The organism is Mycetohabitans sp. B2, from assembly GCF_021733735.1.
GTDB lineage: Bacteria > Pseudomonadota > Gammaproteobacteria > Burkholderiales > Burkholderiaceae > Mycetohabitans > Mycetohabitans rhizoxinica.
In genome coordinates, this window is record NZ_JAHKSP010000015.1 from 70,543 (window position 1) to 82,865 (window position 12,323).

Genomic DNA, 12,323 nt, shown 5'->3' on the forward strand with positions numbered 1-12,323 from the left:
GCGCTGCCCGGCCTGTTCCGGCAGTTCGTGGATTATCGGTCTTATCGCAGCTGGACCGCGAGTTCGGGCGGCGTGGCCCTTGAATGGACCAGGCGGCCTGCGGCATACGTGTGCGCGACCGCACGATCATCGCCGAGCAGCGCGAACGCGAATAGCAGCGCCTCGAGCGAGTCCGCCTGCGCGGTGCGGCGCGCGAGCAGCGTGGTGGCGGCCGGGTCCAGCACGATAAAATCCGCCTCGCTGCCCGCCGCCAGCGTGCCAATGTGCCCGGCCAGCTCAAGTGCGTGAGCGGCCGCAGCGGTGGCCAGCCAGAACATGCGCAACGCGCTTAGATGGTACCCGCGCAGGCGCGCGATCTTGTGGGCTTCGTTCATCGTCTGCAGCATCGAGAACGAGGTTCCTGCGCCGACGTCGCTACCCAAAGCGACCGGCATGTTGGTGGCGTCGGCCGCCTCAAAGTCGAACAGGCCGCTACCCAGGAACAGGTTTGAGGTCGGGCAGTGCGACGCGAGCGCGCCGCAGGCGGCCATGCGTGCGCGGTCGACGTCATCCAGGTGGATGCAATGGCCGTAGATCGCGCGGCGCCTTAGCAACCCGTAGTGCTCGTAGACGTCTAGGTAGCTGCGGTGCCCGGGAAACAGCTGCGCGACCCAGGCGATCTCGTCGGTGTTCTCGGCCACATGGCTTTGGATGAATACGTCCGGATGGGCGGCGGCCAGCGTGCGGCATGCGTCCAGTTGTGCCTGTGTCGAGGTCGGCGCAAAGCGCGGCGTCAATGCGTACAACTGGCGTCCGGTACCGTGCCAGCGTGTCATTAGCGCTAAGCTGTCGTCATAGCCGCTTTGCGCGGTATCGCGCAGAAACGGCGGGCAGTTGCGGTCCATCAGTACCTTGCCGGCAATCAGCCGCAGGTTCCGCGCGTGGCTGGCCTCGAACAACGCGTGCACCGATTGAGGATGCACGCTGCAATACACTGCCGCGCTGGTCGTGCCGGCCGCCAGTAGCTGGTCCAGGAAAAAGTCGGCGACCTCGCGCGCGTAGGCCGCGTCCTCGAAGCGGCGCTCGGCCGGGAAGGTCCACGTCTGCAACCATGGCAGCAGGCTAGGCGCGGGCGAGGCGATGATCTCAGTTTGCGCAAAGTGCAGATGCGTGTCGATGAAACCGGGCACGATCAGCTTGTCGCGCAACGAGATGACGCTCGCCTGCGCGGTGATGCGCGGTGCGACGGCATCGTAGGCGCCGCTGGCGACGACGCGGCCATGCTCGACGAGCAGCGCGCCGTCCTCGTTGAAGCTCGCCCGTTGCTCAGCGCCCGGATAGATACCATCGAACGGCGCATCGAAGACGAGGAGCCTGGCGCGATAAACAGTCTGGGCCATGGTTGTCCTGCGGTCAAAGCAAATCAGAGTTGGGCCAGCATCAACCCCGACAGCGCCGCGCTCGCCCACATGGCTGGCTTGACCTCGCGGGCCCGGCCGACGAACAGCTTCAGCACGACAAAGGCCAGAAAGCCATACGCGATGCCAGCGGTAATCGAGTACGTGAGCGGAATTAGGATCATCGCGATGAACGCGGGTATCGCCTCATCGAAACGGTGCCATTCGATCCGCGTAATCGGCTCCATCATGAACACGCCGACCAGCACGAGCGCCGGGGCGGTGGCAATCGCCGGCACCAGCGACAGCAGCGGAGAAAGGAACAGAAAGGGCAGGAAGCACACCGCGGCGACCACCGCAACCAGCCCGGTGCGCCCGCCCGCGGAAATGCCCGCAGCCGACTCGATGTAGGCGTTGGCCGGCGACGTGCCCAGCGGCGCGGACACCAGTGCCGAGAACGCGTCGACGATCATCGATTGCCGGATGTTGCGCGGGTTGCCATCGGCATCCAGCAGGTTGCCGGCGTTGGACACGGCCATGAATGTGGACAGCGCATCGAAAAACGAAGTGAACAGCATCACGAAGATAAACGGCCAGTATGCGACCTTCAGCGCCCCGACCAGGTCCAGTTGAAACAGCGCGGAGAAGTCCGGCGCTGCGACCAGGCCGTGCCAGTTCACCAGCGTGGGCATGGCCATCGCCGCCGGCCAGTACGCGCTGCCGTCGCCCCACAGGCGCCCGATTGGGATCGCCAGGATCGTCGTGACGACAATGCCGATCATCAGCGCACCGGTGACGCGACGTGCCACCAGCACCGTGGTGACCGCCAGGCCGGCGAGGAACGTAACGATCACCGGGTTCAGCGACGCGGCACGCACGATGGTCACCGGATCGGAAATCACAAATTTCGCATTGACCAGCCCGATCAGCGAGATGAACAGACCGATGCCGCACGACAGCGCGTGCCGCAGATTGGCCGGGATCGCGTCGACCACGAGCCGACGCACGTTGAAGGCGGCCAGCACCGCGAAGATCACGCCCGCCCAGAACACGCAGCCCAGCGCCGTTTGCCACGGCATCTTGCCGGCGTGCACCATGACGAACGCAAACAGCGCATTCATCCCCATGCCGGGCGCGACTAGCACCGGGTTGCGCGCGTACAAGCCCATCGCACAACTGCCGGCGAAGCTAACCAGCACCGTGGCGCTGAGCGCGGCCGGAAATGGGATGCCCGCCTGTGACAGGATGGCAGGATTGACCACGATGATGTACATCGACGTCAGAAACGTCGTGATGCCGGCCACCACCTCGGTGCGCACGCTCGAACCGTTCTCGCGCACGCCGAAGAAGCGCTTCAGCAGCGAAGCGTTGGCTGCCGCGCCGCGTTGACTTTCCATAGTTTGTTTCTCCTAAGTTCCGCTTCAGTGCGTTATGGCTGGGCTTGCGGCGTATGCCAGTATGCGTCCAGCAATGACAGGTAGGCCGCGCGTTGCGCGTCGGTGATGAACGATGCCTCGAATCCGTTGCGGATGATCTTGTACAACTCGTCGTCGGTCAGCTTCAGCGCGTCGGCGATCGCCAGGTAATTCTGGTTGATGTAGCCGCCGAAATAAGCCGGATCGTCGGAATTGATCGTCACCATCACGTCGGCATCCAGCAGCCGCTTCAGCGTATGCTCGGTCATGTCGTTGACGACGCACAACTTCAGGTTTGACAGGGGGCACACGGTCAGCGCAACACGCGCGTCCGCCAGCCGCGCGACCAATGCCGCGTCCTCGATGCTGCGCACGCCGTGGTCGACGCGATGTACGTCCAGTACGTCGAGCGCCTCGACGACGTATGCCGGCGGCCCCTCTTCACCCGCGTGGGCGACCAGCTTCAAGCCCCGCTCCTTCGCGAGGGCAAACACGCGTGCGAACTTGGACGGAGGATGACCGTACTCGGATGAATCTAGTCCAACGCCGATCAGCCTGTGCCCATACTGCTCGAACATCGGCAGCGCGGCATCGAACGTCTGCAACGCATGTTCTTCCGGCAGATGGCGCAGAAAGCACGGGATCAGCTTGCTGGAAAGCCCCCGCGCGTCGGCCTGCGCCAGCGCCCGCTCCATACCGGTCACCATGGTCTCGATCGACACGCCGCGTTCGATATGTGTCTGCGGGTCGAAGAAGATTTCCGCATGGACGACGTGATCGGCCATGGCGCGTTCGACGTACGCCGCAGTCATGTCGTAGAAGTCCTGTTCGTGCAGCAGCACGCTTGCGCCGGCGTAATAAATATCCAGAAACGACTGCAGGTCGGTGAACGCGTACGCGTCGCGCAGCGCCTGGATTGTCGGGTACGGCAGCGCAACGCCGTTGCGGCGGGCCAGCTCGAAAATCAATTCTGGCTCCAGCGAGCCCTCGATATGGATATGCAGCTCCGCTTTCGGCGCGTGCGTGATCTTGTCTGCGAGGATCGGGTTCATGGCGACTGTGACATCGTGTAGGGATGGCGTTGTTCTACCACACGCAACAGTTGTGCCGCTACGGCGATCGCCATCGACGTGGGCGCCTTGCTTGCCACGCCCTCGATACCGATTGGGCACGTCATCCGAGCCAATTGGGTAGGCCCGATGCCTCGCGGATCGCTCCGCGTGGGGGCCTGTTGGCCGCTGCGCAGGCACGGGCAAAGCAGCGCCGATGAAAGGACTTCTGCAATGGCGTATGGAGCGATGACGGGGGATGGCCAGGTGGCATCGCGCAACAGTGTTCGGTGCTGCGCGGATCAGCGCTCACCCGGATATTAGGCGCTCAGCATCACACCTCACACCTCACGCATCGCGCCTCATGCTTGGCGCGATGCGCGCAGCTTGCGGGTGCGCCATAGACTGCGCGAGACGAGCACGAACATGAGGCCGAACGCGATCAGTCCCCATTGTGGCAGGCTCAAGCCAAGGATCGGCGGGTACGGTATCTCGCACAGTCCCGCGACCTTGAACGCGCCGGGCCACAGCTTGGCGAGCGGCAGCGCATCGACGATCGGCTCGAGTGCGTCGAAGCCGCAATTAAACGACGGATTGGCCTGGACCTCGATATGCTGGATCGCGGCGGCCATCCCGCCGGCCGCCGCAACGACGATCAGTGTCTCCAATACCGCGATGCCGCGCCACCCCCGTAGCGTCGCGCCGGTGAATGCGAACACGGCGATCAGCAAGAAGAAGTAGCGCTGGATGATGCACAACGGGCAGGGATCTTCGTGTTTGAAGTACTGCAGATACAACGCGCCGCTGATGAGGGCGACGCAGGCCAGTCCCAGCAGGACCAGTAGGCGTCGCTCACGGCGCACTCTCAAAGAATCATTCATAGTGTTTTACCCAGTGAGGACACGTCGGGGCACGTCGCACAAGGCCGGCATGCGGTCATCGCAGCGGTGCGAGCACGGCTTCGACCGCGCGGCCCAGCATGAGCAGGGCAGTGTCGCGACCAGTGCCTGAGGCCAGCATCAGGCCGACCGGCGCTTCGCCATGACGCGAGCACGGCAACGACAGCGCGCAGCCGTCGAGGTAATTGATCAGGCTCGGGTTGCGCAGTATCGTTGCGTTGACGCGCGCATAGACAGCGTCATCCGCTTGCAGTTCCGCGATGCGCGGCGGCTCGATGGGCACGGTCGGACAGACGATGGCATCGAAGCTGTGCCATAGCGGCTCGGCCTGCGCGATGATGTCGGCTCGCTCGCGCAGCAACTCGATATAGTCGGCCGCGCTAGCGTGCTCGCCCTTGCGGATGCGGGCCAGTACGCGCGGGTCATAGTCGCTGGCACGGTTTTCGATCAGCTTGCGGTGCCATGCGAACGACTCGATCGATGGCAGGTTCAGCCGGTTGATGTGCGCGAGGCGCTCGAGCGGCGCGAAACGCAGTTCGCTGACCCGCGCGCCGGCCGCCGAAAGGTGCTGGAGGGCGTCGTCATAGGCGCGCGCCACGCTCAGGTCCATGTCGTCGAGCATCAGGTGGGTCAGCGCGCCGAGCCGCACGCCTTCGATGGGCCGCGCCGGCGGCACGACAGGCGGCAGGCCGGCCAAGATCCGGTCGATGAGGGCGCAGCAGGCGACCGACGAGCCGATGGGGCCGACCGAGTCGAGCGACGAGGACAGGGGCACCACGCCATCGGTCGGAATGCGCCGCGCGGTTGGCTTAAAGCCGGTCAACCCACACAACGCGGCTGGGATGCGGACCGAGCCGCCGGTGTCGGTGCCGAGCCCAACCGCAGCCATCCCGTCGGCAACGCACGCGGCCGCCCCCGACGACGAGCCGCCGGCAATGCGGCGTTCGGCGTCGCCGGCGGTGCGCTGCCATGGCGAGGCCGGCGTGCCGTAGTGGGGGTTCAGTCCCAGGCCGGAGAAGGCGAACTCGGTCATGTTGGTGCGTCCGATGATGACCGCGCCGGCTTGTTGCAGCCGTGCGACCGTGCTCGCATCGGTGCGGGCGGGCGGCGCGTCAGACAACACGACCGAGCCCGCGCGCGTGACCTGGCCGGCGATGTCGAACAGGTCCTTGATCGCGACCGGCACGCCCATCAGCGGCGACAGCACCGTGCCGGCGGCGCGCAGCTTGTCCAGCGCATCCGCGCATTGGCGAGCCGCCTGCGCGTGCACCTGAATGAACACCGAGCGGCCTTGCCCGTGCGGCGCGGCGATCCGCTCAAGTGCGGTCTCGACCAACGCGCGGCTGGTGCTCGTGCCGGCCTGCAGCGCGGCGGCAAGTGCCGACAACGGCGGCAGCGGCGTGAAATCAGCGGTGCGGGAAACTGTCATGATCGAAGTCCATCCGGCAAGCAATGCGGGGTCGTGGCGGCGTCGTGGAAAACATCGTGCCGTGCACGCATTGTATGCGAATGAAGGCCGTTGTTTGCCCGTGCGCGGTGAACGGCGGATAATGCGCGAACCCTGGCTGAAAATGTGCGGTTCTGCACGTCTGACGATTCACCATGAGCGAACACTCGACTCCCCGCTTCGTTGAATCCGCGGCCGCCGTCCCTGTGGCGCAAGGCGCGGCGCCAGCGCCGCCGGCCGCCGATGCCTTCTGCGTCAAGCCGCAACCCGAGGCCGAAACGGCGGGCGGCGTGCCCTCGGGCGCGCCGCCCAAGGATCTCTATCAAACGGTGCCCGACTTCGGCACGCCCTCTCATCCGCCGCCGCAGGCGTATGCGCGTGAGCCGGCGTCGCGGCCCAATTACCTGAAACAGTCCGATTCGGCGTGGAGCGTGTTCGGGCGCATCATCGCCGCGCGTGCACGGCAACTATTCGACCGTGCCGGCCAGCGCATCACGCAGCGTACGCTGCGCATCGGGGTGTCGGCGCGCATCTTCCATCCCGAGCCGGGCGGCAAGGGCCTGCGCGGTAAGACGCTGCAATACCTGGAAGAGTCCGTCGCGCATTGGGTGATGTCGCGCGACGTGCTCGTGATGATGATCCCCACGGTCGGGCATGCCGGCATGCTGCATCCTAGCAACATCAGGCTGCGCGATTATGCCCGTCACCTGGATGGTCTGGTGTTGCAAGGCGGCGCCGACGTGTCGCCGCAAACCTATGCAGACAGTGGCGCGCGGCTCGAGTGGCCGGGCGACCGCGTGCGGGACATGTACGAACTGGAACTGCTGCACGAATTCATCGAGTCGGGCAAGCCGGTGCTGGGCATTTGCCGAGGATGCCAATTGATCAACGTCGCGTTCGGCGGCACGCTGTACCAGGACATCGCCACGGACCTGCCCAACGCCGTGCCTCATGTGAACGAGCAATACGACCGGCATCGTCATGCGATCCTATTTCCGGAAGGCTCGACGCTGGCCAGCCTGTTCCCCGGCAAGCGCGACGCGCTGGTCAACTCGATTCACCACCAGGCGGTGAAGACTGTCGGGCGTGACCTGAGCGTCGAGGCGATCTCGGCCGACGACGGCCTAGTGGAGGCCGTGCGCTATCGCCGCTCGCCGTTCGTCGTCGGCGTCCAGTGGCATCCCGAATTCCACCGCGCGGGCGGCGCCGAACTGCTTGACTGTACGCCGCTGCTCGATACGTTTCTGCGCGCGGCGCGCGAGACCCGCTTCTAACCGTCGATGTTTTTCCTCAGGAGGCCAGATGACTGCGACAACCGTGTCAGAATCGAAAGTGCGTGCCGTATTCCGCGTGACCAGTGGCAATTTCTTGGAGATGTACGACTTCATGGTCTACGGCTACTATGCGTCGGCGATCGCGAAGACGTACTTCCCGGTTGGCAGTGCGTTCGCGTCGCTGATGCTGTCGTTGTCGGTGTTTGGCGCCGGCTTCCTGATGCGCCCGCTCGGGGCGATCGTGTTAGGGGCGTACATCGATCATCATGGGCGCCGCAAGGGCCTCATCTTGACCTTGTTGCTGATGGCGGTTGGGACCGCGGCGGTGGCGCTCGTGCCCGGCTATGCGACGATCGGGCTGGCGGCACCGGCACTGGTGCTGGCCGGTAGGCTGCTGCAAGGCTTCTCCGCCGGGGTCGAGCTTGGTGGCGTATCGGTCTATCTGGCGGAGATCGCAACCAAGGGGCGCAAGGGCTTCTACTGCGCGTGGCAGTCGGGTAGCCAGCAGGTGGCGGTGGTTTTTGCCGCGTTGCTCGGCGTGATCCTGAACCGCGTGTTGCCGGCCGACCAAATGGGTGAGTGGGGCTGGCGGATACCTTTCCTAATCGGTTGCCTGATCGTTCCGTTTCTGTTCCTGATCCGGCGATCGCTGACGGAGACTGACGAATTTTTGGCGCGCAAGCATCGCCCGACGATGGGCGAGATCTTCGCATCGATGGTCGCGAACTGGCGCACGGTGATCGCCGGCATGGGCCTGGTCATCATGACCACGGTGTCTTTTTATCTGATCACCGCGTACACACCCACCTTCGGCAAGGAGGTGCTCAAGCTGTCTGCTGTGGATACGCTCGTGGTGACGATCTGCATCGGCCTGTCGAATTTGTTCTGGCTGCCGGTCAGTGGCGCACTGTCGGACCGAATCGGGCGCCGTGCAATCCTGATTGCGTTCACGCTGATCGCCCTGGTGAGCGTGTATCCGGCGATGCAATGGCTGGTTGCGCGGCCCTCGTTCGAGCGGTTGCTGGCGGTGCAGCTGTGGCTCTCGTTCATCTACGCATGCTATAACGGCGCCATGGTGGTCGGCTTGACCGAGGTGATGCCCGTTGAGGTGCGCACCGTCGGGTTTTCGCTCGCGTACAGTCTGGCCACGACCATCGGCGGCTTCACGCCGGCGATCTCGACCTACCTGATCCATGTGACCGGCAACCAGGCGGCGCCGGGTTTGTGGATGTCGGCTGCCGCGCTGTGCGGCCTGATCGCGACGCTGGCCCTGTACCGCAGCGAGGCGGCACGCAATCGGTACAAGCTGGCTTAGGCGTGTGTGCGCGCCGTCGTGGCGGCGATCTCGTCCCGGATCCGGGAGACCACATCCTCCCACTGGCCGGCTACGCGTTGCCGTACCAGGCGCGCGCGCGGATACCACGGCGTGCGGTGCGGGTCCTCGAACCAGCGCCAGTCGGCCGCGAACGGCAGCATTAACCAAAGTGGTGCGCCCAGCGCGCCGGCCAGGTGCGCGATCGACGTGTCGACCGATACCACGGCATCCAATTGCTCGATGATGGCGGCGGTGTCGGCAAAATCGCCGATCGCTGCGTCCAGCCGATGCACGTGCGTAGCCTGCATCGCGTTGAACGCGTCGAGATCGGCGCGAGTCCAGTCACGTTGCAGCACGAACCAGTCAATCTGCGGCAGTGCCAGCAACGGCTTGAGCACATCGAACGGCACTGCTCGGGTTTCGTTCGGCTGTATGCGGCCGGACCAGGCGAGGCCAATCCGGCTCGGTGCGTGGCGTGTGAGGCGGCCTTGCCACTTGTGCTGATACGCGAGCGGCACTTGCAGATACGGCACGCTGGTCTCGTGCAGCGTCTGGTCATCCAGGTTTAACACTCGTGGCAGGCTCAGCAATGGAACATGGCAGTCGCAGGGGGGCAGCCGCGTGCCATCATGCACGAGCGTGATGCGATGGCGCGCGCAGAACGGCTCGAGCAGGCGTGCCAGTTCGACTTGTACTTGCAACACGACGTGCGCGGCAAGTGGCACCAGCCGCGGCACATAACGCACAAAGTGCAACGTGTCACCGAGCCCTTGTTCCGCGTGGACCAGCAGCGTTTGGTCCGCCAGCGGCACATCGCCGTGCCAGCGCGGCAAGTCGATCGTGTGGGGCCTCGCCAACGTTGCATGGCGCCACTCATAGGCGCGCCAGCCGCGTACGAAATCGCGGCGGGTTAGATACATCATCGCCAAATTCAGGTGCACGCTGGGCTAGGCGCGTTGCTTGCTGTCGCGCTGCCGCATGGGAAGCGCCGCCGAATGGTCTAAACTGAACCGAACAGCAGTGATGGAGTGCAGCATGGCCCATTCTTCGCTACAGCCACCGCAGGTGCTGATCGTGGGCGCCGGCCCGACGGGACTGGCCGCCGCAATGAGCCTAGCGCGCGCGGGTATTGCGGTGCGCGTCATCGACCGCGCGCCGTGTCCCGCCACCACCTCCCGCGCGATCGGAATTCAGGCGCGTACGCTTGAATTGTTCGAGTTGCATCGCGTGGTGGAGCCGTTCATCGAGATCGGGCATCGGGGCCGCGCTGCCCATCTGTACTCGAATGGGCAAACGCTGCTGCGGCTCGATTTTGACCCGCTGCAGACCCGCTATCCTTACCTGCTGTTCGTCGATCAGTCGCAGACGGAGCGGATTCTCGCTGAACATCTGCACACATTGGGCGTGGACATCGAGCGCGGCGTCGAGCTGATCGGGCTGCAGCAGGACGTAGCCGGGGTTGACGCGACACTGCGGCTGCCCGATGGGCGCGTGCAAACGCAGCGGGTACGGTATCTGGTTGGTGCCGACGGCGCACACAGCACGGTGCGCCACTTACTGGGCGTCGCGTTTGCCGGCGAAACGCTTGACCAGTCATTCCTGCTGGCGGATTTGCGCGTGGATTGGACATTGCCGGTCGATGAATTCCAATTGTTTGCCACGGCTGACGGATTGGCAGGGGTCTTTCCGCTGGGCGGTGATCGCTACCGGCTGATCGCGGACCGGCCGCCGCTTGGCGCGGCGCACCAGGCTGCAGTGCGCACCGGGCTGCTACCTGCCACATCGGCGCCGGCTGCCGGGGCGAGCATGCAGCGCGAACGCCGCCGCGCTGGAGACTACCCGGCACAGCTCGACGATGTCGAGGATCGGCAACGCGGGACGGACGATGGCAACGGTCCCTCGCTCGACGAATGCCAGCAGTGGGTCGAGCGCCGCATTCATGTGCCGGTGCGGCTGTCGCAACTAGCGTGGTCCTCCTATTTCCACATTCACAGCCGGATGGTGGCGCGGCTGCGCACCGGCAACGTGTTCCTGGCCGGAGACGCCGCGCACGTGCATAGCCCAGCGGGTGCGCAGGGGATGAACACCGGGATCCATGAGGCACTGAACCTAGGTTGGAAACTGGCGCAGGTGCTCAACGGCGGTGCTCCGGATCACTTGCTCGAGACGTACCATCTCGAGCGCAATCCGATTGAGCGCGGCGTGCTGCGGCAGACCAGCTTCGCTACGCATCTGGTCGAGGCCGATCACGGCGTACTGCGGCTCGTGCGCGACCGGCTGATGCCGCTGATCGCTTCGCTCGGGCCGGTTCGTGATGCTGCGCGCCGCGCCGTGAGCGAGCTTGCGATTCAGTACCGGCGCAGCCCGCTGACGTTGGAGTGCCCACTCGACGGGGGCGTGCGCGCTGGCGAGCGGGCACCGGACGCATTGGTGCATGTGATGGATGGCCCGCTCGGCCAAGTGCCGTATGTGGCTCGCCTGTTCGACTTGTACGATCCGGCGAGTTTTACTTTGCTGATGCTTGTGTCGGCTGACGATGACGAGTCGCGCGCGCGTGAAGAGGCCGGCGCCTTGGGCGGTTTTGCTGCCAAGGTCGAGGCATTGCTTCGTGCGCGCGTGCGGACATGGCGGGTGAGCGATACGCAACAGCCGTGCGATGTAGCGGGCGAGACCGCCTCATCGCTGGCCTTTAGCTACGGACGCACGCGCCCGTGCTTCTACCTGGTTCGTCCGGACGGCTACGTTGCGACCCGCGGACGGCTGCTGAGCGATGCGCCCGCGCTGCTGCGCTATTGCGAGGATTGGTTTGGCGCGCTGCCGCAAACGCAGCGTGCGGGCGAACCGACGGAAGCATCGCCCCGCTAGCCGCTAGCGGCGAAGCCATATGACGCTGGCCAGCCCGGCCAGCGTCATCAGCACCGAGCCGGCGAGATGGATCGCGGCCTCGCCGGCGGCCCAGCCGATGCGCCCGGCTTGCAGATGCGCGGTGATTTCGGCGGAGAACGTCGAAAACGTCGACAAGCCACCCATCAAGCCGGTGATGACGAATAGCCGCCATTGCGGCGCGAGATCCGCATGCTTGCCGAAGTACGCAATGGACACGCCTATCACATAACCGGCGATCAGATTCGAGGCGAGCGTGCCGAGCGGCAACGCGGGAAGCAGGGGGTTGTAGCGCGTGCTGAGCACCCAGCGCAGCAGCGAGCCGAGCGCGCCGCCTAGCGCGACTGCGGCTATCGATGAAAGCATCGCGGGTTCCATTCGGGCGCTGCCCGGTAGACTAAATCCTGGATTCTAGCGGATACGTCGTCCGTCGCCATGGTGTGGTGTACAGGAGTGCGGCGCACAGTCACAGGACGCACACGTGAAGGCCTGCGCGCGCGCTGCTCGGCGCGCACATGGCCCGCGTCATGACACGTGCAGCTGCAGCCGCAGCTGCATGCCTGTCAAGCGCATTGTGCGCGCAAGCGCCTCCCCCGGCTGCGGGCTGATCTTTACCCACATCTCGGCGTGGCGCGGCTTGTAAGCTGGCGCGCCCGATGTTAACT

The 12,323-nt window shown here is 65.1% G+C and carries 10 protein-coding genes and 1 pseudogene; 3 read left to right on the forward strand and 8 right to left on the reverse strand.

The window, feature by feature from the left end; genetic code table 11:
* Window positions 1-41: 41 nt before the first annotated feature.
* The 6 genes from guaD to KPG66_RS02760 all read right to left on the reverse strand — a co-directional run bounded on the left by guaD (window position 42) and on the right by KPG66_RS02760 (window position 6,168).
* Window positions 42-1,379: a guanine deaminase gene (gene guaD, locus KPG66_RS02735; RefSeq protein WP_049786346.1), complete on the reverse strand. Its 1,338-nt coding sequence runs from the start codon at window positions 1,377-1,379 to the stop codon at window positions 42-44.
* 23 nt (window positions 1,380-1,402) lie between these two features.
* Window positions 1,403-2,773 carry an NCS2 family permease gene (locus KPG66_RS02740; RefSeq protein ID WP_237069943.1) on the reverse strand — a complete coding sequence of 457 codons (1,371 nt, stop codon included), beginning with the start codon at window positions 2,771-2,773 and terminating at the stop codon, window positions 1,403-1,405.
* 32 nt (window positions 2,774-2,805) lie between these two features.
* Entirely contained in the window at window positions 2,806-3,843 is a 1,038-nt protein-coding gene (locus KPG66_RS02745) for an adenosine deaminase (protein WP_237069944.1), read from the reverse strand.
* Window positions 3,840-3,968 (reverse strand): hypothetical protein, encoded by a 129-nt coding sequence (locus KPG66_RS02750; RefSeq protein ID WP_370645060.1) that lies wholly within the window; start codon window positions 3,966-3,968, stop codon window positions 3,840-3,842. The genes KPG66_RS02745 and KPG66_RS02750 overlap by 4 nt, the downstream gene beginning before the upstream one ends.
* 234 nt (window positions 3,969-4,202) lie before the next feature.
* Window positions 4,203-4,721, reverse strand: coding sequence for a disulfide bond formation protein B (locus KPG66_RS02755; protein ID WP_013434436.1), 519 nt, complete (start codon window positions 4,719-4,721; stop codon window positions 4,203-4,205).
* Between the two features lie 55 nt (window positions 4,722-4,776).
* Window positions 4,777-6,168 carry an amidase gene (locus KPG66_RS02760; RefSeq protein ID WP_237069945.1) on the reverse strand — a complete coding sequence of 464 codons (1,392 nt, stop codon included), beginning with the start codon at window positions 6,166-6,168 and terminating at the stop codon, window positions 4,777-4,779.
* Between the two features lie 206 nt (window positions 6,169-6,374).
* On the opposite strand from KPG66_RS02760, the pseudogene KPG66_RS02765 reads away from it, so the two are divergent.
* A pseudogene (locus KPG66_RS02765) lies at window positions 6,375-7,460 on the forward strand (gamma-glutamyl-gamma-aminobutyrate hydrolase family protein); the annotation flags it as partial.
* Between the two features lie 28 nt (window positions 7,461-7,488).
* On the forward strand, window positions 7,489-8,775 hold the full coding sequence (locus KPG66_RS02770; RefSeq protein WP_237069946.1) for an MFS transporter: 1,287 nt from the start codon (window positions 7,489-7,491) through the stop codon (window positions 8,773-8,775).
* On the opposite strand, the gene KPG66_RS02775 is transcribed toward KPG66_RS02770, so the two are convergent.
* Entirely contained in the window at window positions 8,772-9,698 is a 927-nt protein-coding gene (locus KPG66_RS02775; protein WP_237069947.1) for a glycosyltransferase family 9 protein, read from the reverse strand. The genes KPG66_RS02770 and KPG66_RS02775 overlap by 4 nt on opposite strands.
* A 112-nt stretch (window positions 9,699-9,810) precedes the next feature.
* Between KPG66_RS02775 and KPG66_RS02780 the strand changes: the two genes are divergently transcribed.
* Complete coding sequence (locus tag KPG66_RS02780) at window positions 9,811-11,640, forward strand: FAD-dependent oxidoreductase (protein ID WP_237069948.1); 1,830 nt, start codon at window positions 9,811-9,813, stop codon at window positions 11,638-11,640.
* A gap of 3 nt (window positions 11,641-11,643) precedes the next feature.
* On the opposite strand, the gene crcB is transcribed toward KPG66_RS02780, so the two are convergent.
* Complete coding sequence (crcB, locus tag KPG66_RS02785; protein ID WP_041754077.1) at window positions 11,644-12,024, reverse strand: fluoride efflux transporter CrcB; 381 nt, start codon at window positions 12,022-12,024, stop codon at window positions 11,644-11,646.
* Between the last annotated feature and the right edge of the window lie 299 nt (window positions 12,025-12,323).